Below are 22,589 nucleotides of genomic sequence, written 5' to 3'. Positions count from 1 at the left end.
GCGTTAGCGGCTGGCCTGTTTGATACTGGTCAGCAGAGCTTGCAGAGGGTGGGGCAGGGTTTGCGCCGAGTAGCGTTTCACCTGGCTGCGGCAGGAGTAGCCGGTGGCCAGTAGCTTACCGCTGTTCTCTTCCGCTTCCACCTGGGGCTGCCACGACTGGGCGTAGATCGTTTTCGAGGTAGCGACGTTACGGGTCTCATGGCCGTAGGTACCGGACATACCGCAGCAGCCCGTGGTGGCCAGCTCTAGCTGCAAACCAAACGCTGCAAATACCTGCTGCCACGCTTTTGGGCTGCCCGGCGCATTGGTTTTTTCGGTGCAGTGGGAAAGCAGCTTAAAGCCAGGGTCTTTGAGCGTTAGCTGGCCGGGGGCGAGGGTGTTGACGCGGGTGGCTAGCCACTCCTGCAGCATCAGTACGTTCGGCACTTGCTCAGGGCCCAGCGCTTTGACGTACTCCTGGCGGTAGGTCAGCGTCATGGCGGGGTCGATGCCCACCATGGGCACCTCGAACTCACTAAGCGCGCGAAGGCGTTTGGCCTGCTTTTCTGCCGTGCGCTCAAAAGCACCTAAAAAGCCCTGTACGTGCAGCGGCTTGCCGTTGGCGGAAAACGGCATGACGAACACGCGCAAGTTTAGCCGCGATAGCAGCTCTACCACATCCATCACCAGCTTGGCTTCAAAGTGGGTGGTGAAGGCGTCTTGCACAATCACGACGCTGTTGGCCCGCTGCTGCTCGGTGAGTAGCGCAAGCGATGTGGGCGTGGCTTCCGCAACGCCCCAGGCGCGCAGCTGTTTTTTCACGCTAGCGCGAGATAGCGCGGGGGAATCGCTAATGCCGAGCCCTTTCTGCATGAGTTGCTCTACCCAGCGCTGGCCAAGGGCGGCGTTATACAGCGGAGCCATCTTGGTTAACGCAGGCAGCATAAATTCGGTGCCGCCAATCACGTAATCCCGCAGCGGGCGCAGATAGCGGCCGTGATACACTTCTAAAAACTGCGAGCGGAACTGCGGTACGTTGACTTTGATCGGGCACTGTCCCGCGCAGGACTTACACGCCAAGCAGCCCGCCATGGCGTCGTAGACTTCGTGGGAGTAGTCGTGGTGCTGCTGGCGGCTAACGGTGTTCATCACCCGCTTGGGGAAGCTTTTGATAAAGCCCCAGGTGCGCTCGGCTTTCTTTTTGCGCGACTCTTCCACCACGTCGATGCCCGCTTGCGACTGCAAGCGCAGCCACTCACGAATCAAGCTGGCGCGGCCTTTGGGGGAGTGGCGGCGGTCGCGGGTGGCCTTCCACGATGGGCACATGGGGTCGTCCACATCGTAGTTGTAGCAAGCGCCGTTGCCGTTGCAGTACACCGCTGCGTCATAGGCCTGCCAGGCCCGCTCGTCAATAGTGCGGTCGAGCTGGCCGCGCATGGGCACGCCGTCAACGGTGAGCAGTTCCGGGTCGCTCTCTTTCGCAATCAGCGTGGTACTTTCAGAAGGTGAGGCGATCTTGCCGGGGTTGAGCTGGTTGTGCGGGTCGAACGCCGCCTTGACCTGCTGCAGGCAGGGGTAAAGCTCACCGAAGAACTTCGGCCCGTACTCGGAGCGCACGCCTTTACCGTGTTCGCCCCACAGCAGCCCGCCGTACTTCTGGGTGAGCGCAGCGACTTCATCAGAAATCTCGCGAATCAGCGCTTCCTGGGCGGGGTCTTTCATATCCAGTGCCGGGCGCACATGCAGCACCCCCGCATCCACATGCCCAAACATGCCGTAGGAGAGCTGGCGCGCATCCAGCGCGGCGCGGAACTCGGTAATGAAGTCGGCCAAGTGTTCCGGCGGAACGGCAGTGTCCTCCACGAACGGCAGCGGGCGTTTTTCCCCCTGAACGTTACCCAGCAGACCCACCGAGCGTTTGCGCATGGCGTAGACTTTCTGGATCTGCGGGCGGCCTTCCGCCAGGGTGTAGCCTAATCGCTCTACGGTGGCATCCTGGCTCAGGTGCTGGGTAAACGCCGTTACACGCGCTGCGAGCTGTTCGGGGTCATCGTCGTTGAACTCGATCAGGTTGATGCCCTGAATAGGCGTGCTGCCCGCCGGGAAAAATTCTGCCACGCTGTCCCAAACGAGGTCTTCCATCGCCAGTTGCAGCACGGTGTCGTCCACGGTTTCAATGGACGTTGGCTTCGCGCTGCTGGCCATCAACGCTTTGGCATCCCGCAAGGCATCCATAAAGCTTGGGTAGCGTACGTTGACCAGCGTGGAGTGCTTGGGAATCGGCAGCACGTTGAGCACGGCTTCGTTTAAAAAGCCCAGGGAGCCTTCCGAACCGCACAGCAGACTATTCAGGTTAAGCTGGCCCTCTTCGCGCAGATGCGCTAGGTCGTAGCCGGTCAGGCAGCGGTTGAGCGGCGGGAATGTTGCTTCGATCAGCTCCCGCTGTTGATCGATTATCGTGGCGGCAGTGCGGTGTACATTGCCTAGCACACCCTCTTGCGCCAGCGCCTGCTGCTCCTCTTCCGCGTTGAGTGGGCGGCTGTGTAAATGCTGTCCGCCGAGCAGAATCGTATCCAGCTCTAGCACGTGGTGGCGGGTTTTGCCGTACTGGCAGCTACCCTGGCCACTGGCATCGGTGGAGATCATGCCGCCAATGGTGGCGCGATTCGATGTTGAAAGTTCAGGGGCGAAAAACAGCCCATGGGGTTTCAGCGCGGCGTTGAGCTGGTCTTTGACCACGCCTGCCTGTACCCGCACCCGGCGGGCTGCCACATCAATCTCAATGATTTGGTTCATATGGCGGGAGACATCCACCACGATGCCATCGGTCAGCGACTGGCCGTTGGTACCGGTGCCGCCACCCCGTGGGGTCAGGACGATATCCCGATGGGGCAGTTCGGAGGCAAGCTTGGCAAGGCGCTCTAAGTCTTCGGCGTGTTTGGGAAAAACCGCCGCCTGGGGAAGGCGCTGATAAATCGAGTTATCCGTTGCCAGCACGGTGCGGTTGGCGTAATCCGGCGCTATTTCACCTTCGAACCCACGCGCGCGGAGGGCTTCGAGAAAACGCACATAGTGGCTGCCAATTCGTTCGAAAGGGGCCGTGCGAGAATCCAGGGATGCAATCATAGAGGGTTGAGCCGTCACTGCTGGAAGCGGATAGGGGATAGCGTTACTTTACCGCAGCTGCTGCGCCGGTGCATCTTGACGTGCCGTCTCAGTGACTGCCTAACGCCTCTTTGACGAGCGCTGAACAGGCGTCGTTCATGGGTAGCGCCAGAGCCAGTGTGTGCGCCTGCGGCGACATCTTGCCCCAGGTCTTTTGCACAATGCGCACCATATGGTCGTGCTCTACCTTTCGGGAGAAATCGGCGAAGTAGTTTTCCAAGAACACTAAGCAGGCGCAGTCTTCCAGGGCTTGCACATCGCTATCGCGCCCCAGGCCTTGCTTGCGAATCATGCTGGCCACGCGCTTGGCCTCCTCTTGGGAGTAGCCCGCTTCTTCCATGATTGCCGCCGTGGTATCGCCTGCCTGGGCACTTTGGTCTCGCCGCCAAGTTAAGTAGCCAATGCGGCCTTCTGGGTAATCGCTTCGCGGCAGTTGCCAGCGCTGCAGATGCTGGGCGCGCACGGCAATGCGCAACAGTTCGCTCGGCGTCTCCTGCAGTCGCTCTAGCCACCGGCTCATGCGCTGTGCATAAGCCAGCTCTTTGGGCTGGGCGTCACCATTTGGCAGGGTGGTCGTCTGAGGGTCTTGGGCGTGCAGCGCATCGATAGCGGCAAGGGTCTTTTCAAAGGTGGACGACATGGCGGCTCGCTTGGGGAGAGTGGAAGAGTCGTATCCTAGCAGCTTGCCAGCCACTATAAAAAACGCCCGCTGCCAAGGGCAGCGGGCGTGTGAGGTGGCAGAACCTGGCATCAAGAACGGCTGGTGTTGTAAATCTCCTCGTTGAGCTCGCCCTCGCTTTTACCTACCAGCGTGGTGACCATCAAATCACCGGCTACGTTCACGCTGGTGCGTGCCATGTCTAGAATGCGGTCGATACCCGCCACCACGGCGATGGCTTCCAGCGGCAGGCCAATTTGTGCCATGACGATCGACAGCATGATTAGCCCTGCACCGGGAACGCCCGCTGTGCCAATCGAAGCCAGCGTACCGGTGGCAACGATCATGCCATAGTCCATCATGCTGAGATCGGTGCCGGTCATCTGTGCAATGAACAGCACCACCACGCCTTGATAAAGTGCCGTGCCATCCATATTGATGGTGGCGCCTACGGGCAGTACAAAGCCGGACACCCCTTCGGAGACGCCCAGGTTTTTCTGTGCGCAGCGAATCGAGACGGGCAGGGTGCCTGCCGAGGACGCAGAAGAGAAAGCGACGACAATGGCGTCCAGGCTGCCTTTCAGGTAACGCACGGGATTCAAACGACCCAGCAGGGAGATAAAGCCCGAGTAAATCACCAGAACATGCAGAATGCTGGCCACGTAGACCACGCCGATGAGTTTGGCGAGCGGTAGCAGGATTTCCAATCCGTATTGGCCGGAGACGTGTGCAATCAAACCAAACACCCCGAACGGGGCGAACGCCATCACGAGGCCGGTGAGTTTGTACATGGCCTCTGCGAAGCTATCGAAAACCTTCATGACCGGCTCGCCCTTCTCGCCGATCAGGGTAAGCGAGATTCCCAAGCCAATGGCAAAGACGATGATCTGCATGATATTGCCGTTCGCTAGGGCATCCAGCGGATTTCTCGGCACGAGGTTGACCAAAATAGAGACCAGAGAGGGCGCTTCATTGGCCGAGACCTCGGCATCGAAGCTCAGCCCCACTCCCACCCCAGGCTGTAGCAGAGTGGAAAGGACGAGGCCAATGGTGATGGCAAAGGCAGTGGTCACTAGGTAAAGCGTGATGGTGCGTGCACCGATACGGCCCATCTTTTGTGGATCCCGCATGGAGGTGATGCCCACCACCAGGGTGGAAAATACCAGCGGTACAATCAGCATCATGATGGCATTGATGAAAATATCGCCCAGTGGCTTAAATACACTCGCTGTTTCACCCAGCAGCGCACCGGCCAAGACCCCAAGGGCTAAACCCGCCAGGATTTTTTTCCACAGCGCGATACGCCGCCACCAGCCGAATGTTCCTTTCGTTGCGGTTTCCTGCACAACATTCTCCTTTTCTAAAACCCGTTGTTAGTGGTTCTTGCTATGAAGCGGCGGGCACTCTATCACTTTTGGCTAATGATTGGGGATGGGTATGTGATGTGCTCATGGCGCATGCCTGCGCTTCCTCTGCGCGTTGCTAAGGCCATGCCCCATAGCCCCCTGTCTCGCTTTTGCCTACAATAGCTCTCTTTGCCACGGCGTCGATGTGCCGTGTTCCACAGTATTCAGGCCAAGGGATAATCCATGCTCGATCCGAAACTGCTGCGCGGTGATCTTGATGCGACTGCGCAACAACTGGCCCGCCGGGGCTTCGAACTCGATACAGCAGCGCTGCAGGCGCTAGAGTCGCGCCGTCGTGAGCTGCAAACTCAGACCGAGCAACTGCAGAACGAGCGTAATATGCGCTCCAAAGCGATTGGTAAGGCCAAGGCCAACGGTGAGGACATTCAACCGCTGTTGGACGAGGTGAGTGATCTAGGCGATCGTTTGGACGCGGCCAAGCGCGAGCTGGCCGAGGTGCAGGCCGAGTGGGATGACGCGATTAGCGGTATTCCCAACCTGCCCCATGAGAGCGTGCCGGAAGGCAAGAGCGAAGACGATAACGTCGAGCTGCACCGCTGGGGGACGCCGCGAGAGTTCGATTTCGACGTGCTGGACCATGTGGATTTGGGTAAGAAGTCTGGTTATCTCGATTTTGAGCTGGCGGCCAAGCTGACCGGCGCGCGCTTTGCAGTGATGCGCGGGCCCGTTGCGCGCCTGCATCGCGCGCTGGCGCAGTTCATGCTGGATACACAGACCCAGCAGCACGGCTATGAAGAGTGCTACGTGCCTTACATGGTGAATCGCGATTCGCTGATGGGTACGGGCCAGCTGCCCAAGTTTGGCGAGGATCTGTTCAAGCTGAACGATGAGCGAGAGTACCACTTGATTCCCACATCGGAAGTACCGCTGACCAACTTCGTGCGTGATGAGATCGTCGAGCTGGCTGCGCTGCCGATGAAGCTCACGGCGCATACTCCATGTTTCCGTTCGGAAGCCGGCTCCCATGGGCGCGATACCCGTGGCATGATTCGTCAACACCAGTTCGATAAAGTCGAAATGGTGCAAATTGTAGAGCCGGAGAAGAGCTACGACGCGCTGGAAGAGATGCGTGGCCATGCAGAAGCCATTCTGCAGGCGCTTGAACTTCCGTATCGTGTAGTGACGCTATGTACGGGCGACATGGGGTTTGGCGCGGCAAAAACCTACGACTTGGAAGTGTGGCTACCGAGTCAGAACACGTATCGGGAAATCTCGTCAGTCTCCAACTGCGAAGATTTCCAGGCGCGTCGGATGCAGGCTCGTTACCGTCATCCGGAAGCCAAAAAGCCGCAGCTCCTGCATACGCTCAATGGTTCTGGCCTTGCTGTTGGCCGCTGCCTGCTGGCGGTGCTCGAAAACCACCAGCAGGCGGATGGGTCGATTACTGTTCCGGCTCCCCTGCAACCCTACCTGGGCGGCCTCGAGCGTCTTGCCCTCTAAGCGCCCACTCGACGTTCACCCCGGCATCGATGCGAATGGTGCCGGGGCGGTAGTCGCTGGCTGAACCGCTGCCCATGGCGTCACTTTCGGCGCGCATGGCCATCATGCGGGGTTGAAAGATGGGCGCCTGGGTCTCTTCGATGCGCTGAACGGGGCCAAGCGTGACATCGAGGGTGCTCGCCATGAGATCGGCTTTATGGCGGGCTTTTTCCAGCGCCTTGGTCAGTGCTTCGTCGGTCGCTGCGTCCCGGTCCTGCAGGTCGAACTGCACGCCATCCAGCGCATTGACGCCAGCGCCAATCAGCGCGTCCAGCACATCGCCTAATTGGTCTATATTAGTTAGCTCTACGCTGAAGGGGCGCTCCAAGCGGGTGCGCATCAGAGTATCTTGCTCGCCCCCTTCATTGCGCGGTCCCGCAACATGCTCAGGATAAACGTTCAGTGAACCGGCATTGATCGCGCGTTGCTCGATGCCCATCTCTTCCATGGCGGCGATGAGTTCGCTGGCCCGCTGCTCGAGACGTTCGCGAGCGCTGCCAAGCGCGGCACTGTCCGTATCTTCTAGGGTAGAGACGGCGGGCGTATTCTCCCATAGGCGTGCTGAGAGCGTGGCTTTATCGGGTTCGACTTCTACCCACGACTGCGCTTGAACGCTAAGGCTAGGGGGTGCAGGAGGAGCGGCATGAGCGCCCGGGGCGGCCAAGAGAGCCAATAGAGCGCCACCTATCACACCATGGCGGAGTCGTTTCAAAGGGTGCGTTGCTGTTTTCATTGGTCACTTCCTTGCTGAGAGAGCCAGTACGTTGTGTGCGCTGAATAGCGTGTGATGTCGCTGCTTTGAAGGGGGCGTGGCCATAAAGTTCACAGGCTAAGCTTAGACGAAAAACAGTTGCTGAATGTTTGCATGGTTTGTGCGATACCAGCCAAACCACCATCATGTATAGATAACATGCTAAGGAAAGGGCTATGTCGAAGTTGTCGGATGAGGATTATCGAAGTATTCCGCTCAATGCCACGCTGGCGCTCGCTGCGCTGGTGGTGATCATTGCGGGCATGAAAGTAGGGGCTGATTTATTGGTGCCGCTGTTGCTAGCGGTGTTCATTGCCGTGGTATGTACCTCTCCCGTTCAGTGGCTGCATCACTGCGGCCTCAGCCGACGAATGTCGGCGTTGATTACGCTGTTGGTCTTGGTGGGGTTTCTATCGCTGATTGGCTTACTGGTGGTCAACAGCTTTAGTACCTTCGTCGAGGCGCTGCCGGACATCGAGTCCAGGCTCTATGAGCACTATTGGGATCTGCTCAATACGTTGGCTTCCCATGGATTGGCCATCGACCCCGATCAGCTCAGCTCTATGTTCGCCATGGAAGAGGACGGTTCCTGGGTTGCCACGCTGTTGGGGGAACTTGGTTCGCTGTTCATGCAGGGCAGTATCGTCGCACTGCTGGTGATCTTCATGCTGTTCGAGACGCTGCACTTCCGCGATAAGGTGTCGCGCGCACTCGAGAATCCCGCGCCAAGCCTCAAGCGGTTCAGCGAGTTCAGTTTGACGTTGAAACGCTATTTGGCGGTGAAAACCGTGATTAGTCTGGCGACCGGCGTGCTGGTATGGCTCTCATGCCTGATGGTGGGGGTGGAATTCCCGCTGCTCTGGGGGGTGCTGGCCTTTGCGCTCAATTTCATCCCCAACATCGGTTCGGCACTGGCGGCGATTCCTCCGGTGCTGCTGCTCTTGGTCTCCCAGGATGGCGGTTTGCTGCAGGCATTTTTGTTGGCCTCGGCGTATCTCGTCATCAATTTCATTTTGGGTAACTTGATCGAGCCGCGAGTGATGGGCCAAGCGCTGGGGTTATCCACTTTCGTGGCGTTTCTTTCGCTAGTGGTATGGGGGTGGATCTTTGGTGCAGCGGGTATGTTGCTATCGGTGGTGCTCACCATGACGCTGAAAATCGCGCTGGATAGTCATCCACAAACGCGCTGGATTGCCCACTTGCTGGGGCCTGGCAGGCAACGAAACGTGCAGGTAAGACGACCTGGCGATGCGCGCCGACCGCCATGGCGGCGTGGCGTGTGGTCTAAGCGTGAAGAGAGCGACGTTTGATGACTAGGCGCGGCGCTGGTGAAAGAGAGACGTGAGGAAAGGGGGGAGCGGCGTTACCGCTGGCAGTGCCAGCGGTAACGTGAACGGCTTAGGCGTTCTGGTCGATGAACTGCGTCAGCTGAGACTTGGATTGCGCACCGACCAGAGAGGCAACCTTGGTGCCCGACTTGAACAGCATCACGGTCGGTACACCGCGGACGCCCTGTTCGGCGGCGATTTCCGGGGCATCATCAACGTTCACGCTGACGACTTTCAGATTGTCGCCACGCTCGGCGGCCACTTCATCGACAACAGGTGCCATGACTTTACACGGGCCGCACCAGGGGGCCCAGAATTTCAGCAGGACAGGCTGTTCGGCGTTGAGGACTTCTTGCTCAAAATTGGCGTTGGTGACATCAACATTGGTAGCCATTTGCTTCTCCCGTTTGCGTTGCTCTTGCTGTTTCGTTGCCTCAAATGGAGCAACGGTCATTACGCGATATATTAGCGCACTTTCACCGCGCCAAGTTGCCAGATGTTAGCGGGCGAGAAGGGTGCTGGCAAATTCCTGATGCGATTTGTCCTTAAATAGAAAAAATTAATAGATGTTCATAGTCTCTATTTTTTATACTATAAGGGAATTATAAGCCGTTTTTTTATTCAAAAATGTGCTCATTGAGTCATGGTAACCGGGCGCTTGGCCAAGCACAGAGTTGCAGCGCGAGGATGCGCTTTTACGTGCTTCCTGCATAGATAATAAGGTGAGGATATGAAGCTACAGCAACTTCGCTATATCTGGGAAGTCAATCGACACAATCTCAACGTTTCGGCGACGGCCCAGAGCCTGTTCACGTCCCAGCCGGGCATTTCCAAACAGATTCGCTTGCTTGAGGATGAGTTGGGGGTCGAAATTTTTGCCCGCAGCGGCAAGCACCTGACCCGTGTCACGCCTGCCGGGCAGTCGATCATCGAACTGGCTGGGCAGGTGCTCAAGCTTACTGAGAATATCAAGCAAGTGGCTCAAGAGCACAGCGACGAACGTCGCGGCAGCCTGTCCATTGCGACCACCCATACCCAGGCGCGCTATGCCCTGCCGCCGATCATCAGTGAATTCACCCTGAAATACCCGGAAGTGGCGCTGCACATGCAGCAGGGCACGCCTAAGCAAATTGCGCAGATGGTGAGCGAGGGGCAGGCGGACTTTGCCATTGCCACGGAGTCGTTGGAACTGTTTACCGACTTGGTGCTGCTGCCCTGCTATCGCTGGAATCGCTGCGTGTTGGTGCCGAAAGAGCACCCCTTGGCCACCTTATCAGGCCCGTTGACCCTGGAAGCGTTGGCCGAGCACCCGTTGGTGACGTACGTCTTTGGCTTTACCGGACGTTCACAGCTCGACGATGCCTTCAAAGCAAAAGGTCTGACGCCCAACGTTGTCCTCACCGCTGCCGACGCGGACGTGATCAAGACCTACGTACGTTTGGGAATGGGCGTGGGCATCGTTGCGCACATGGCCGTTGATCCCTCCCTGGATAGCGATTTGGTCGCACTGGATGCTAGCCATCTATTTGCCAGCTCGACGACGAAAATCGGCATTCGGCGCGGAACCTTCATGCGTGGCTACATGTACGACTTCTTGGCGCGTTTTGCGCCGCACTTGACCCGTGACCGGGTGGACGAGGCGCTCATGGCCGGGCCACGCTTCGAACAGGCGCTGTTCGAAGGGGTCGAGCTGCCCGAGTATTGAGCAAAAAAACCTGCTCCGACGCTACGTCGGAGCAGGTGATGTGTCCATGGTTGGCCGCTCAGTGCTGAAGGTGCAAGCCACACTCGCGCTTCTCTTCCACTTTGGTGGGATCGAAGTAGTCGAAGTTGTTAGGCAGGTCGTGGGCTTCTAAGTAGTAGTACATGTCTTTGGCGGTCCACTGCAGCAGTGGGGCCACTTTCAGTAAGCCGTCGCTGTTGCGGCTGACGACCTGCATCTTTGCCCGTTCGGGCGTATCTTCGGCGCGCAGTGCGGTAAACCATACGTCAGGCTGCATCTCACGCAGCGCGCGTTCAAAAGGTTCCAGCTTTACTTCTTGAGTGAAGGCAGCGTGGCGCGGGTCATCGATGCCGGGCATGGGCCCGTCCAGCGCTTCACGATGAGCGCGAGTACGCGTTGGCAAAAAGCTGACGATATTCAAATTCAAGCGCTGAATCAGCGCATCGGCGAACTGGTAAGTCGCTTCGGTGTTATAGCCGCTATCCATCCAGACGATGGGAATGTCCGGACGCACTTGCGTCACCATGTGCAGGATGACGGCTTCGAACGGGCGGAAGTTGGTGGTGCAGATCGGGCGCTCGCCCTGGCTGAACGCCCACTCGATGAGTCCTTGCGGGTCGTTGGCAAAATCACGATTGATCTGTTCAAGCGTTGAGGACATGCGGCCTCCTTTGTGAAAAAGCGTGCAATGTCTCTAGGCTACCAAAGGCGAGGGGCTTCTCCCCAATACCGTTTGGTTAGGCTTTTATATTTCTTTTCGATGTAAGAAGGCAGTGCGCTTATTCCAAAGCGCTGATCAAGTGGCGAATCTTGTCTAGCGTCTCGGTGTACTCTTCGCCTGCCTGCGAATCGGCCACCAATCCGCCGCCGCCCCACACATGTAGGTCACCCCTGTCAGCCACCATCGTGCGTATGGCAATCGACGTATCCATGCTGCCGCGCACGTCGATATAGCCCAAGCTGCCGCAATACACGCTGCGTTGGCAGGGTTCCAGCTCATCGATGATCTGCATCGCTCGTATTTTGGGGGCGCCGGTAATCGAGCCGCCGGGGAAGGCGGCCGTCAGCAATGAAAGCGGTGAGTGTTGAGGTGCCAGGTGACCTTGCACCACGCTGACCAAGTGGTGAACGTTGGGATAGCTCTCTAACTGGCATAGCTGCGGCACGCGAATGGAGCCAGGTACGCACACACGTCCCAAATCGTTACGCAGAAGATCCACGATCATGACGTTTTCGGCACGGTCTTTGGTGCTCTTGAGCAGGTCTTCAGCCAGCACGCGGTCTTCTTCGGGCGTTTTGCCCCGTGGCCGAGTGCCTTTGATGGGGCGCGTTTCCACCAAGCCATCACGACTTTGGATGAAACGCTCGGGAGAAAGCGACAGAACGGCGTGATCGCCCCAGGCCATGAAGCCGGAAAAAGGCGTGGGCGTGGCTTCCCTGAGCTGGAGATAGGCCTGCCACTCGTCGCCTTCGTAACGCGCCGAGAAGCGCTGCGCGAGGTTGATTTGATAGCAATCCCCGGCGCGAATATAGCGCTGCACGGCATCGAATCGCTCGGTGTAGGCCGCTTGGCTGAGCTCTGGCGAAAATCGCCGAGTAAGTTTAAACGGCGCTACCGGCGCATCGGGCGCCGCCAGCCACGCCATCACCTGTTCACGACGCGCCGGATTGCCTACGAACCACGCTTGCTCGTTCACATGGTCAAGTGTAATGCACCAATCAAATAGCCCTACGCGTAATGAGGGTAGGTGAGTGGCTGCCGGGTGTTGGCTAGCAATATCGGCGAGATCGCGGCCCAGGTCGTAGCTCCAATACCCCATCAGCCCGCCCAGAAAAGGCAGTTCGCTCTCCTCGTTAGCGTCAGGTAGCTGCTCGAGCAGCCACTGCTGCTGCGCCGTGACGTCGTTCGCAAGTGAGGCGGGGAGCGTCAGCGTGTCAGATGAGAAAAGCGTGTCGCCCTCTGAGGTGATGGCTAGCGTTGCCAGCGGGTCGCTGCTGACGATGTCGAAACGGCCGGTCGTCGCTTTTGGGCGGCCGCTATCGAGCAGCACAGCGCCTGGGCGGTGTCGCAATTTGGCGAAGATCGCCAAAGGATCGGTAGAGTAGGGCAGGGCTGAAATCGTCAACGCCGTTGTCATGAAGCAAACGCCAAGCCAGAGGGGGCGACGTATTTTAGAGGTCGCGACTTGATGACACCAGTGCCGTCGTCGACGCCTTTCTCACGCAGTCAGGCAGAAAAGGCTTATAAAACGCTGATTGTTGACACTGGTTGGGAGAGAAGGCGGATGCTTGCAACGAAAGGTGAATAAAAACGCCTATTTCGTATGGTTGACGGGGGGAAAGCAGCGGGCTAAAGTCCTTTTATTCTCTAATTGTCGACAATTTGCCATGACGTTACTTGCTACTACTTCCTCGACTTCTGATGAAACCGCTGCCGAGCCGGTATCGCCAGAGGTACGCACGCTCGCGGAGCGCGTGTTTCATCAGCTACAGAGCGCCATAGTGCGCGGCGAGCTAGCGCCAGGCAGTAAAATTACCGAGCCTGGGCTCTCCAAAACCTACGGTATCTCCCGTGGGCCGTTACGAGAAGCCATGCGTCGATTAGAAGCCCACCGTCTGATCGAACGTGTACCCCATGTGGGGGCTCGGGTGGTCAAACTTTCCATGAAAGAGCTATTGGAGCTGTTTGACGTGCGCGAAGCCTTGGAGAGCATGGCGGCCCGCTTGGCCGCCGAGCATATGTCACCAGAGGAGATACAGGGGCTGCGCGACGTGCTGGCACTGCATGAAAGCCAGGGCGATTTAAAACGCGGTGAAGCCTACTACCAGCGGGAAGGCGACCTGGACTTCCATTATCGCATCGTTCAGGGCAGCCACAACAAAATGCTGATGAATTTGTTGTGCGACGACCTTTACTACTTGGTGCGCCTCTACCGTACTCAGTTTAGCGCCAGCGGTACGCGCCCCCAGCGGGCGTTTGTCGAGCACCACCGCATCGTCGATGCCATCGAAGCAGGTGACGCCGAACTGGCCGAGCTATTGATGCGTCGCCATGTCAGCGCTTCCCGTGCCAATGTGGCTGACCGCTACGCCGCTATCCTCGAACAACAATCCACAACAACGTCCGATTAGGAGTCCACACTCATGTCGATCACCTCTTCCACGCTGACCCCCGGGGCACGCTTTCGCGCCGCGCTGGAAGCCAATCGCCCGCTGCCGATTTTAGGCACCATCAACGCCTATACGGCCATGATGGCCGAGCGAGTAGGGCATCAAGCCATCTACCTTTCCGGTGGCGGGGTGGCGAACGCGTCGTTTGGCCTGCCGGATCTGGGCATGACCACCATGAACGACGTGGTGGAAGATGCACACCGTATTTGCGGTGCGACGGACCTGCCGCTGCTGGTAGATATTGATACTGGCTGGGGCGGTGCATTCAACATTGCCCGCACCGTGAAAGAGATGCAGCGGGCGGGCGTGGCCGCCGTTCACCTGGAAGATCAGGTCGCGCAAAAGCGCTGCGGCCACCGGCCGAACAAGGCCATCGTCTCGCAGCAAGAGATGGTAGACCGCATCAAAGCCGCTGCCGATGCCAAGCTGGACCCGGATTTCTACCTGATTGCCCGCACCGATGCGTTCCAAAAAGAGGGGCTGGATGCGGCCATTGAGCGGGCGAATGCCTGCGTGGAAGCGGGTGCTGACGCTATCTTCGCTGAAGCGGTGCATACGTTGGATGACTATCAGGCGTTCTGCCAGCGAGTGAATGCCCCCATTCTGGCCAACATTACCGAGTTCGGCGCGACGCCGCTGTTTACTCAGCAAGAGCTGGGTGAAGTGGGCTGCCGCATGGTGCTCTACCCGCTGTCGGCGTTCCGCGCCATGAACGCGGCCGCGCTGAAGGTGTACCAGAGCATTTTAGAGAATGGCCATCAGCGTGAGGTGGTCGACACCATGCAAACCCGCGATGAGCTATACGACTTTTTGAACTACCACGACTTCGAACAGAAGCTCGACGCGCTGTTCGCCGAGCAGAAAGACGCGTAAGCCGCGCGTTCGGTTGTCACTAGTTTGACCCACCACATTGACCAACAACTCTTATAAATAAGCACGTCAGGAGACATCACATGGCTGATAAACCGTTAGCAGGTGCAGGATTACGAGGGCAGAGTGCTGGCGCCACCGCGCTATGTACCGTGGGTAAAACCGGTTCTGGCCTTACCTATCGTGGTTTCGATATCAAAGAGCTGGCTGAAAAGGCCAAATTTGAAGAGGTCGCTTACCTGCTGCTGAAAGGTAAGCTGCCTAACCAAGCCGAGCTTGACCACTACATTGCCAAGCTAAAAGGCCTGCGTGGCCTGCCTGATGCGCTGAAAACCGTGCTGGAGCAGATTCCTAAAGACGCTCACCCGATGGATGTGATGCGCACGGGGGCCTCCATGCTAGGCAACCTGGAAACCGAAGAGAGCTTTGACGAGCAGCAGGATGTGGCGGACCGCCTGTTAGCCGTGCTGCCCTCGATTATTTGCTACTGGTACCGTTTCAGCCATGACGGCGTGCGTATTGACACCGAAACTGATGACGCCTCGGTAGGCGGCCATTTCCTGCATATGCTGCGCGGCGAACCCGCCTCCGAGCTGCATGCCCGCGTGATGAACGTCTCGCTGATTCTCTATGCCGAGCATGAGTTCAACGCTTCTACCTTTACTGCCCGGGTGTGCGCGTCGACGTTGTCCGACATGCACTCTTGCGTCACCGGCGCGATTGGTTCGCTGCGCGGCCCGCTACACGGCGGTGCCAACGAAGCGGCGATGGCGATGATCGAGAACTGGGCATCGCCAGAGGAAGCAGAGCGGGAAATGCTGGGCATGTTAGAGCGTAAAGAGAAGATCATGGGCTTTGGCCACGCGATCTATCGGGAGTCGGACCCGCGCAACGCCATCATCAAGGAGTGGTCGAAGAAACTAGCGGATGACGTTGGTGACACCGTGCTCTATCCGGTCTCCGTCCGCTGTGAAGAGGTAATGTGGCGGGAGAAGAAGCTGTTCTGCAACGCAGACTTTTTCCATGCCAGCGCCTACCACTTCATGGATATTCCCACCAAGCTGTTCACGCCGATTTTCGTGATGTCGCGAGTGACCGGCTGGGCTGCGCACGTGTTCGAACAGCGCGCCAACAACCGCATTATTCGCCCCAGCGCTGACTACATCGGCCCTGAGAAGAGCGAATGGGTGCCCATCGAAGCGCGTGACTAATGAGTTGCGTGGTGACTAAGTGAGAGGCGTTATGAACACGAATTATCGCAAGCCGCTACCGGGCGTTCTGGTAGAGGGCGAGCCGGTAGAGTTCTTCGATGCACGCCAAGCGGTCGAGGATATCCAGCACGGCGCCTATGCCAAACTGCCCTACACCTCGCGCGTATTGGCCGAACAGCTGGTACGTCGCTGTGACCCTGAGCTGCTCACTGATGCGCTAAAACAGCTCATTGAGCGCAAGCAGGATTTAGATTTTCCCTGGTACCCGGCGCGGGTGGTATGTCACGACATTCTTGGTCAGACCGCACTGGTAGATTTAGCTGGCCTCCGTGACGCCATTGCTGATAAAGGCGGTGACCCGGCCAAGGTCAACCCGGTAGTGCCCACTCAGCTGATCGTCGACCACTCGTTGGCCGTCGAACATGCGGGTTTTGAGAAGGATGCCTTCGAGAAAAACCGCCAAGTGGAGGATCGTCGTAACGATGACCGATTCCACTTTATTAACTGGACCAAGCTGGCGTTTGAAAACGTCGATGTGATTCCCCCCGGCAACGGCATCATGCACCAGATCAACCTGGAGAAGATGTCCCCAGTGGTGCAGTGCCGCCCCGATGAGCAGGGTATGCGTATCGCCTACCCGGATACCTGCGTGGGCACCGATAGCCATACGCCGATGGTGGATGCATTAGGGGTAATCTCCGTGGGGGTCGGCGGCTTGGAAGCGGAAAGCGTCATGCTTGGCCGCGCCTCCATGATGCGCCTGCCGGATATTGTCGGGGTCGAGCTTACCGGCAAACTGCAGCCGGGTATTACCGGCACGGATATGGTGCTGGCGATTACCGAGTTTCTGCGTAAAGAGCGGGTAGTGGGCGCTTACTTGGAGTTTTTCGGGGAGGGGGCTGATGCCTTGACCGTAGGCGACCGCGCCACGATTTCCAACATGACGCCGGAATATGGCGCCACGGCAGCGATGTTCTACATCGACGATCAAACCATTGAGTATCTCAAGCTTACTGGTCGTGAAGATGAACAAGTCGGGCTGGTGGAAGCCTACGCTAAGCATACTGGGCTGTGGGCAGATGATCTCAAGAGTGTCTATTACGAGCGGGTATTGACGTTTGATCTCTCAAGCGTGGCGCGCACGTTGGCTGGCCCCTCTAACCCCCATGCCCACCTGCCTACGTCCGAGCTGGCCAAGCGGGGTATCGCCATCGACCTGGATAAAGCCCGGGCCGATGAGCAGGCAGGCAAAATGCCGGATGGCGCGGTGATTATTGCCGCCATCACCAGCTGCACCAATACGTCTAACCCGCGTAATATGGTGGCGGCTGGGTTGATTGCTCGCAACGCCAACCGGTTAGGGCTGACCCGCAAACCGTGGGTAAAGTCGTCGCTGGCCCCTGGCTCAAAAACCGTCAAGATGTACTTAGAAGAAGCGCACTTGATGGACGAGTTGGAAAACCTCGGCTTTGGTGTGGTGGCCTACGCCTGTACCACCTGTAACGGGATGTCTGGTGCGCTGGAGCCGCACATTCAGCAGGAAATCATTGACCGCGACCTGTACGCCACGGCGGTACTTTCCGGTAACCGTAACTTCGATGGGCGTATTCACCCCTACGCCAAGCAGGCGTTTTTGGCCTCACCGCCGCTGGTCGTGGCGTATGCCATTGCGGGTACCATCCGCTTTGATATCGAAAAAGACGTGCTGGGGTATGACACGCAGGGCAATCCGGTCACGCTTAAGGACATCTGGCCCGACGATAGCGAAATCGATGCTATCGTGAAGTCGGCGGTGAAGCCCGAGCAGTTCCGCCAAACCTACATCCCGATGTTCGATCTGGATAAAAGTGCGCGTACGCAGGTAAGCCCGCTGTATGAATGGCGGCCCCAGAGTACCTACATTCGCCGCCCGCCCTATTGGGAAGGCAATATGGCGAAAGAGCGCGGGCTGAAGGGCATGCGCCCGCTGGCGATTCTGCCGGACAACATCACCACCGACCACCTTTCGCCTTCCAATGCCATCATGCTCGATAGCGCGGCGGGGGAGTACCTGCACAAGATGGGCCTGCCGGAGGAGGACTTTAACTCCTACGCCACCCACCGCGGGGATCACCTGACCGCTCAGCGGGCCACCCTGGCGAATCCGAAACTGTTCAACGAAATGGTCCACGACGAGCAGGGCAAGGTGCTGCAGGGGTCGCTGGCGCGGATCGAGCCGGAGGGCAAGGTGACCCGCATGTGGGAAGCCATCGAGACCTACATGGCCCGCAAGCAGCCGCTGATCATTATCGCCGGTGCGGATTATGGCCAAGGCTCGTCCCGTGACTGGGCCGCCAAAGGCGTCGCGCTCGCAGGAGTGGAAGCCATTGTCGCCGAAGGCTTCGAGCGCATCCACCGCACGAACCTGATCGGTATGGGTGTGATGCCCCTGCAGTTTGAAGCGGGCACCACGCGACAAACGCTTGGGTTGGATGGCACGGAAGTCTTCGATGTGGAAGGCACGCCTGAACCCCGCGCCATGCTCACGCTGGTTATTCACCGCACCAGTGGCAGCACCGAGCGCGTGCCTGTGGTTTGCCGATTGGATACGGCTGAAGAAGTGACCATCTATTCAGCCGGTGGCGTACTGCAGCGGTTTGCTCAGGACTTTTTGGAATCCTCCATTGCCTAGTGGCTACCGCGCGATGGTAAGGGTGTGATGGATAGCGAATAGCCTGGCAGTTGCCAGGCTATTGTTTAAGAGGTGCGTCATGGCTCATAAAGCACAAATCCGTATTCCCGCCACCTATATGCGGGGCGGTACTAGTAAGGGCGTTTTTTTTACCCTGAGCGACCTACCCTCCGCCGCTCAGGTGCCGGGTGAGGCGCGGGATAAGCTGCTGCTGCGGGTGATAGGCAGCCCCGACCCTTATGAAAAACAAATTGATGGCATGGGGGGCGCTACGTCCAGCACCAGCAAAACGGTGATTCTCTCGAAGAGTGAATCGCCCGATCACGATGTGGATTACCTATTCGGCCAAGTCTCCATCGATAAGCCCTTTGTGGACTGGAGCGGTAACTGCGGCAATCTATCCGCGGCGGTAGGGCCTTATGCTATCGCCAACGGCTTAGTTGACCCTGCCAAGGTGCCGCACAACGGCATCGCGGAAGTGCGTATTTGGCAGGTCAATATTCAGAAAACCATTGTTGCCCAAGTGCCTATGACCGATGGTGAGGTACAAGAGACCGGCGATTTTGAGTTGGATGGCGTCACCTTTCCGGCGGCAGAAATCCCCGTCGCGTTTATGGACCCTGCCGACGGCGAGGGCGCGATTTTCCCCACTGGCAACGTGGTCGATGACCTAGAGGTGCCGGGCGTTGGTGTCCTGAAAGCAACGTTGATTAACGCCGGAATCCCAACGGTGTTCGTCAATGCCGAGGCGTTGGGTTATACCGGATGTGAGCTTCAAGAAGCGATCAATGGAGATGCCAAGGCGCTGGCAATGTTTGAGACGATTCGCGCCCATGGGGCCGTCCGCATGGGGCTGATTAACCATGTGGAAGAGGCCGCCAGCCGTCAGCACACCCCTAAAGTGGCGTTTGTAGGCCCCCCGGCCAGTTATACGGCGTCGAGTGGTAAAGCCGTCCATGCGGACGATATTGACCTTGTAGTGCGGGCGCTCTCCATGGGCAAGCTACACCATGCCATGATGGGCACGGCGGCAGTGGCGATTGGCGCAGCAGCGGCGATTCAAGGCACGTTGGTGAATATGGCCGCAGGAAGCGTCGAGCGTGACGCGGTGACGTTTGGGCATCCGTCTGGATCACTGCGGGTTGGGGCGAAAGCCAGTTTGGTCGATGGGCGTTGGCAGATCGATCAGGCGCTGATGAGCCGCAGTGCACGGGTATTGATGGAGGGTGAGGTCCGTATCCCCAGCGATACCTTCTGATCGGTGGCGGCATTCTGCCGCCGCTGGCTAGTGCCAAGCGGCGGCAGAGCACGGCGATGGCTCACGTTACTCGTCGAACGTGACCTGATCGCGCATGCGATCCACCGTGGCAGGCCCAATGCCATTGACGCGAGTCAGATCATCGGCGTCGGTGAAGGCGCCGTTGGTTTCGCGCTCTTCAATGATGGCGGCGGCGCGGCTGGGGCCGATACCCGGTAGTTCGGTCAACAGCTCTTCATCGGCGCTATTGACGTTAATGGGGGCAACGGTTTGCGCTAACGTGGCACTGGACAAGCCCAGGCTTAGGCTGATGAGCAGTGCGATAACAAAGCGTTTGACGGTTGTTGGCATGATTCATGTCCCTTTTTTGGTGCTTCGGAGCCAGCCACGTGCTCAACGTGATGGCGAGTAAACGCGGTCACCTTCATGGTCGCCGCCTTAATGAACTTAATCTTTTCAAAACGTAAGCGCTGTAAGCGATCAACGATAGCATTTGTAAGTCTTTTGCTACGGGAAGATGGCGAATCGCTTACACAGCTCCCTTAGTGAGACTGGTACACTTAGCGCGTATCACCCGTCAAAGACGTCGTTGTCCACCAGCGTTCACGAACACGGAGTAAGCGCGTGCCCACCGATTCCCCCCTGATTATTGCCTTGGATTACCCTTCACTCGATGCGGCGCTCTGCATGGCCGACCAGCTCGACCCGGCCCGTTGCCGCGTCAAAGTCGGTAAAGAGCTATTTACCCGGAGTGGCCCAGCCGTGCTGGAAGCGCTTCATGGTCGCGGCTTTGAGGTGTTTCTGGACCTGAAATTTCATGACATTCCAAACACGGTAGCCAGTGCCGTACAGGCGGCGGCGGAGCAGGGCGTGTGGATGGTGAACGTACACGCTTCGGGTGGGCGCAAGATGATGGAAGCGGCTGCCAAGCGGCTTGCCGACCATCGGCTCACCACGCATCTGATTGCGGTCACGGTGTTGACCAGTATGCAGTCGGAGGACTTGGCAGAGGCCGGCGTTACGGCAAGCCTCGCCGAGCAGGTCATGCGACTGGCCACCCTGACGCAACAGAGTGGCTTGGACGGAGTGGTCTGTTCGGCACAGGAGGCGGCGCACATTCAGGCGCAGTGTGGCAACGCTTTTTTGAAAGTCACCCCTGGCATTCGGCCACGCTTTGCCGCGGCGAACGACCAGCAGCGCATCATGACACCCGCTGACGCGATGCAGGCGGGCAGCACTCACTTGGTAGTAGGGCGTCCGGTGACGCAGGCCGAAGACCCCATGGCCGCGCTGGCAGCCATCGAGGCAGAGCTTGCCGGCGTGTGATTATTCGCCCTCGACGCCAGTGATCGGTTTGATCGTTCCCCAGCGGCGACAGCTCGGGCATTGCCATGCCAGGCTGTCGCTGCTGAAACCACAGCGTCGGCATCGGTGGCGAGGCCTGCCGGTCAGCAGGGCGTGAGTGTGGTGCTTCAGTAGCAACAGTCGCGTATCCGGTGTGTCTTTACCTGCGAGTCGTTCACTCTCGAGGTAAAGGTCCACTAGGTAATCTAGCCCGCCCAAACTCGGTGCCTCGCCCAGCCATTCACCGGTGCGTTCGATGGCACTGTCCACTCCTTCTCGTTGATGCACTAGGGCTCCCAACGCCACGATGACGCTGGTATAGGGGGCTTCCCCTAGCAGTTTGTACAGATGGGTTTCCAGGCTGGGTAGGTCATCGTTGCGAGTGTAAGCACGCTGCAGCGCGGGCAGCATGGTCGGAATGTGGGCAATGTCCTGCTGTGGAATGTGGTCGAGCCGCTCGATGGCTTTGGCGTAGTGGCCATTATCCATCTCCAGCTCGGCCAGCATCAGGGTGGCACGCACACAGCGTTCATCCAACTGCAGTGCTTTCTTGAGGTGTTTACGCGCAAGTGCGCGGCTGGACTGGTCGATCTCTTGCTGCGCAAGTTCGCACAGCCAGTGAGAAGCGGGGCGACGCATGGCCGGTTGCTGTTTCATCAGTGGCTGGACGACTTCTAACGCGTCCTGCCACTCTTTTTCCCGTTCGAGGAGGTCGATCAACAGCCGTTTGGCCTCTAGGCGCAGCCCTTCATGATGGGTGTGTTCCAGCAGAGTGCGCAGTAATCGTTGCGCTCTGTCATGCACGCCTAGGGCGATAAAATCACGTGCGAGTTCGAGCTGAATGGTTTCGTTGGTCGTAGTCGAGAGGGCGGGGCGGGCGAGCAGGTTCTGATGGATGCTCACGGCTTTGTCCGCTTCACCCCGTGAACGAAACAGTTTACCCAAGGCAATGTGGGTGTCGACGGTATCGCTATTGACATCCAATGCATGAATGAAGGTCTTGATGGCTTCGTCGGGCTGCTCGTTCAATAAGTAGTTGAGCCCGACGAAATACTCCCGAGAGAGGCCCGGAGGGCGAGCGGGGCGCTGAGGGCGGCGGTGGGCATAGCGTATCCCCAGGCCAAAGCCGATGGCTATGGCTGCCAAGAGAACGCCTAGCAGCACCGCATCCTGCATTTACGCCAGTTCCTTAAACCCCTGGGTACGTAAACGATCGAGCTCTTTACGCTGCTGCTTGTTGTGACGCTCGCTGCGAGCGAGCTGCGCCTTCAGGCGCACGTAAACGCCCAGCATGGCCAACATGCCCACGATGACGCCGACCGCTAACGTGGCCAGCAACCACACGGACAGCGATACGGCGGGCAGCTCGGCCCAGATCAGGTTCAGGGGAATCGCCTGCTGGTTATTGACGGCAAACAGAATGCCGACCAGCAGCACTACCAATAAAATAACGGCCAGAATCAGCCCTTTGATCCAACGCATGAGAGTTTCCTAGTCAGTGACGTTCACGATGCTGCTATTGTGTCTGAGTCTGGGCGTGGCGTCATCCCGCAG

At 58.3% G+C, this 22,589-nt stretch carries 19 protein-coding genes; 9 read left to right on the top strand and 10 right to left on the bottom strand.

Annotation, left to right across the window (positions count from 1 at the left end):
- Positions 1–3: 3 nt before the first annotated feature.
- The 3 genes from ydiJ to QIT27_RS00360 form a co-directional block, all read right to left on the bottom strand.
- Positions 4–3,105: a D-2-hydroxyglutarate dehydrogenase YdiJ gene (gene ydiJ / locus QIT27_RS00370; RefSeq protein WP_285262566.1), complete on the bottom strand. Its 3,102-nt coding sequence runs from the start codon at positions 3,103–3,105 to the stop codon at positions 4–6.
- Positions 3,106–3,193: 88 nt separating this feature from the next.
- On the bottom strand, positions 3,194–3,784 hold the full coding sequence (locus QIT27_RS00365; RefSeq protein ID WP_285262565.1) for a DUF4202 domain-containing protein: 591 nt from the start codon (positions 3,782–3,784) through the stop codon (positions 3,194–3,196).
- A 110-nt stretch (positions 3,785–3,894) separates the two neighbouring features.
- Positions 3,895–5,148: a dicarboxylate/amino acid:cation symporter gene (locus tag QIT27_RS00360; protein ID WP_159341696.1), complete on the bottom strand. Its 1,254-nt coding sequence runs from the start codon at positions 5,146–5,148 to the stop codon at positions 3,895–3,897.
- A gap of 243 nt (positions 5,149–5,391) precedes the next feature.
- Here QIT27_RS00360 and serS point away from each other — a divergent pair, with 243 nt between their 5' ends.
- Positions 5,392–6,669 (top strand): serine--tRNA ligase, encoded by a 1,278-nt coding sequence (gene serS, locus QIT27_RS00355; protein WP_285262564.1) that lies wholly within the window; start codon positions 5,392–5,394, stop codon positions 6,667–6,669.
- On the opposite strand, the gene QIT27_RS00350 is transcribed toward serS, so the two are convergent.
- Positions 6,611–7,441 (bottom strand): SIMPL domain-containing protein, encoded by an 831-nt coding sequence (locus QIT27_RS00350; protein ID WP_159341698.1) that lies wholly within the window; start codon positions 7,439–7,441, stop codon positions 6,611–6,613. The genes serS and QIT27_RS00350 overlap by 59 nt on opposite strands.
- Positions 7,442–7,635: 194 nt before the next feature.
- Here QIT27_RS00350 and QIT27_RS00345 point away from each other — a divergent pair, with 194 nt between their 5' ends.
- Positions 7,636–8,769, top strand: a complete 1,134-nt coding sequence (locus QIT27_RS00345) for an AI-2E family transporter (RefSeq protein WP_159341699.1) — start codon at positions 7,636–7,638, stop codon at positions 8,767–8,769.
- A gap of 88 nt (positions 8,770–8,857) precedes the next feature.
- Here QIT27_RS00345 and trxA read toward each other — a convergent pair whose 3' ends face one another.
- The gene (trxA, locus tag QIT27_RS00340) at positions 8,858–9,241 is read right to left on the bottom strand and encodes a thioredoxin (RefSeq protein WP_159341700.1); all 384 of its coding nucleotides are present in this window, start codon (positions 9,239–9,241) and stop codon (positions 8,858–8,860) included.
- Between the two features lie 276 nt (positions 9,242–9,517).
- Between trxA and cysB the strand changes: the two genes are divergently transcribed.
- Positions 9,518–10,492, top strand: a complete 975-nt coding sequence (gene cysB / locus QIT27_RS00335; protein ID WP_253017289.1) for an HTH-type transcriptional regulator CysB — start codon at positions 9,518–9,520, stop codon at positions 10,490–10,492.
- A 58-nt stretch (positions 10,493–10,550) separates the two neighbouring features.
- Here the strand turns inward: cysB and QIT27_RS00330 are convergent, their stop codons facing one another.
- Together QIT27_RS00330 and pabB are read right to left on the bottom strand one after the other, a co-directional pair.
- Positions 10,551–11,171, bottom strand: coding sequence for a phosphoadenosine phosphosulfate reductase domain-containing protein (locus QIT27_RS00330; protein WP_285262563.1), 621 nt, complete (start codon positions 11,169–11,171; stop codon positions 10,551–10,553).
- Positions 11,172–11,289: 118 nt separating this feature from the next.
- The gene (gene pabB / locus QIT27_RS00325) at positions 11,290–12,648 is read right to left on the bottom strand and encodes an aminodeoxychorismate synthase component I (protein WP_285262562.1); all 1,359 of its coding nucleotides are present in this window, start codon (positions 12,646–12,648) and stop codon (positions 11,290–11,292) included.
- 250 nt (positions 12,649–12,898) lie between these two features.
- Between pabB and QIT27_RS00320 the strand changes: the two genes are divergently transcribed.
- The 5 genes from QIT27_RS00320 to prpF all read left to right on the top strand — a co-directional run bounded on the left by QIT27_RS00320 (position 12,899) and on the right by prpF (position 19,691).
- Complete coding sequence (locus tag QIT27_RS00320) at positions 12,899–13,642, top strand: GntR family transcriptional regulator (RefSeq protein ID WP_285262561.1); 744 nt, start codon at positions 12,899–12,901, stop codon at positions 13,640–13,642.
- A gap of 12 nt (positions 13,643–13,654) precedes the next feature.
- The gene (gene prpB, locus QIT27_RS00315) at positions 13,655–14,554 is read left to right on the top strand and encodes a methylisocitrate lyase (RefSeq protein WP_285262560.1); all 900 of its coding nucleotides are present in this window, start codon (positions 13,655–13,657) and stop codon (positions 14,552–14,554) included.
- Positions 14,555–14,634: 80 nt separating this feature from the next.
- The gene (gene prpC / locus QIT27_RS00310) at positions 14,635–15,762 is read left to right on the top strand and encodes a bifunctional 2-methylcitrate synthase/citrate synthase (RefSeq protein ID WP_285262559.1); all 1,128 of its coding nucleotides are present in this window, start codon (positions 14,635–14,637) and stop codon (positions 15,760–15,762) included.
- Between the two features lie 31 nt (positions 15,763–15,793).
- Complete coding sequence (gene acnD / locus QIT27_RS00305) at positions 15,794–18,433, top strand: Fe/S-dependent 2-methylisocitrate dehydratase AcnD (RefSeq protein ID WP_285262558.1); 2,640 nt, start codon at positions 15,794–15,796, stop codon at positions 18,431–18,433.
- A 79-nt stretch (positions 18,434–18,512) separates the two neighbouring features.
- Entirely contained in the window at positions 18,513–19,691 is a 1,179-nt protein-coding gene (prpF, locus tag QIT27_RS00300; RefSeq protein ID WP_285262557.1) for a 2-methylaconitate cis-trans isomerase PrpF, read from the top strand.
- Positions 19,692–19,757: 66 nt separating this feature from the next.
- Here prpF and QIT27_RS00295 read toward each other — a convergent pair whose 3' ends face one another.
- The gene (locus QIT27_RS00295; protein ID WP_159341707.1) at positions 19,758–20,042 is read right to left on the bottom strand and encodes a ComEA family DNA-binding protein; all 285 of its coding nucleotides are present in this window, start codon (positions 20,040–20,042) and stop codon (positions 19,758–19,760) included.
- A gap of 273 nt (positions 20,043–20,315) precedes the next feature.
- Here QIT27_RS00295 and pyrF point away from each other — a divergent pair, with 273 nt between their 5' ends.
- Positions 20,316–21,017: an orotidine-5'-phosphate decarboxylase gene (pyrF, locus tag QIT27_RS00290; RefSeq protein WP_253017304.1), complete on the top strand. Its 702-nt coding sequence runs from the start codon at positions 20,316–20,318 to the stop codon at positions 21,015–21,017.
- Here the strand turns inward: pyrF and lapB are convergent, their stop codons facing one another.
- On the bottom strand, positions 21,018–22,211 hold the full coding sequence (gene lapB / locus QIT27_RS00285) for a lipopolysaccharide assembly protein LapB (RefSeq protein ID WP_285262556.1): 1,194 nt from the start codon (positions 22,209–22,211) through the stop codon (positions 21,018–21,020). It abuts the gene before it with no gap.
- Positions 22,212–22,517 (bottom strand): lipopolysaccharide assembly protein LapA domain-containing protein, encoded by a 306-nt coding sequence (locus QIT27_RS00280; protein WP_159341710.1) that lies wholly within the window; start codon positions 22,515–22,517, stop codon positions 22,212–22,214. It lies immediately after the preceding gene.
- Between the last annotated feature and the right edge of the window lie 72 nt (positions 22,518–22,589).

This window comes from Halomonas sp. LC1 (assembly GCF_030247125.1).
Lineage (GTDB): Bacteria > Pseudomonadota > Gammaproteobacteria > Pseudomonadales > Halomonadaceae > Vreelandella.
This window is presented reverse-complemented; position numbering and strand designations above follow the sequence as displayed.

Bases quoted from the DNA above. Each gene is read 5' to 3' on its own strand.
- prpC (WP_285262559.1), top strand. From the start codon at position 14,635: ATGGCTGATAAACCGTTAGCAGGTGCAGGATTACGAGGGCAGAGTGCT.
- QIT27_RS00280 (WP_159341710.1), bottom strand. From the start codon at position 22,517: ATGCGTTGGATCAAAGGGCTGATTCTGGCCGTTATTTTATTGGTAGTG.
- QIT27_RS00295 (WP_159341707.1), bottom strand. From the start codon at position 20,042: ATGCCAACAACCGTCAAACGCTTTGTTATCGCACTGCTCATCAGCCTA.
- lapB (WP_285262556.1), bottom strand. From the start codon at position 22,211: ATGCAGGATGCGGTGCTGCTAGGCGTTCTCTTGGCAGCCATAGCCATC.
- serS (WP_285262564.1), top strand. From the start codon at position 5,392: ATGCTCGATCCGAAACTGCTGCGCGGTGATCTTGATGCGACTGCGCAA.
- prpF (WP_285262557.1), top strand. From the start codon at position 18,513: ATGGCTCATAAAGCACAAATCCGTATTCCCGCCACCTATATGCGGGGC.
- QIT27_RS00330 (WP_285262563.1), bottom strand. From the start codon at position 11,171: ATGTCCTCAACGCTTGAACAGATCAATCGTGATTTTGCCAACGACCCG.
- QIT27_RS00320 (WP_285262561.1), top strand. From the start codon at position 12,899: ATGACGTTACTTGCTACTACTTCCTCGACTTCTGATGAAACCGCTGCC.
- QIT27_RS00345 (WP_159341699.1), top strand. From the start codon at position 7,636: ATGTCGAAGTTGTCGGATGAGGATTATCGAAGTATTCCGCTCAATGCC.
- ydiJ (WP_285262566.1), bottom strand. From the start codon at position 3,105: ATGATTGCATCCCTGGATTCTCGCACGGCCCCTTTCGAACGAATTGGC.
- prpB (WP_285262560.1), top strand. From the start codon at position 13,655: ATGTCGATCACCTCTTCCACGCTGACCCCCGGGGCACGCTTTCGCGCC.
- acnD (WP_285262558.1), top strand. From the start codon at position 15,794: ATGAACACGAATTATCGCAAGCCGCTACCGGGCGTTCTGGTAGAGGGC.
- trxA (WP_159341700.1), bottom strand. From the start codon at position 9,241: ATGACCGTTGCTCCATTTGAGGCAACGAAACAGCAAGAGCAACGCAAA.
- cysB (WP_253017289.1), top strand. From the start codon at position 9,518: ATGAAGCTACAGCAACTTCGCTATATCTGGGAAGTCAATCGACACAAT.
- QIT27_RS00350 (WP_159341698.1), bottom strand. From the start codon at position 7,441: ATGAAAACAGCAACGCACCCTTTGAAACGACTCCGCCATGGTGTGATA.
- QIT27_RS00365 (WP_285262565.1), bottom strand. From the start codon at position 3,784: ATGTCGTCCACCTTTGAAAAGACCCTTGCCGCTATCGATGCGCTGCAC.
- pabB (WP_285262562.1), bottom strand. From the start codon at position 12,648: ATGACAACGGCGTTGACGATTTCAGCCCTGCCCTACTCTACCGATCCT.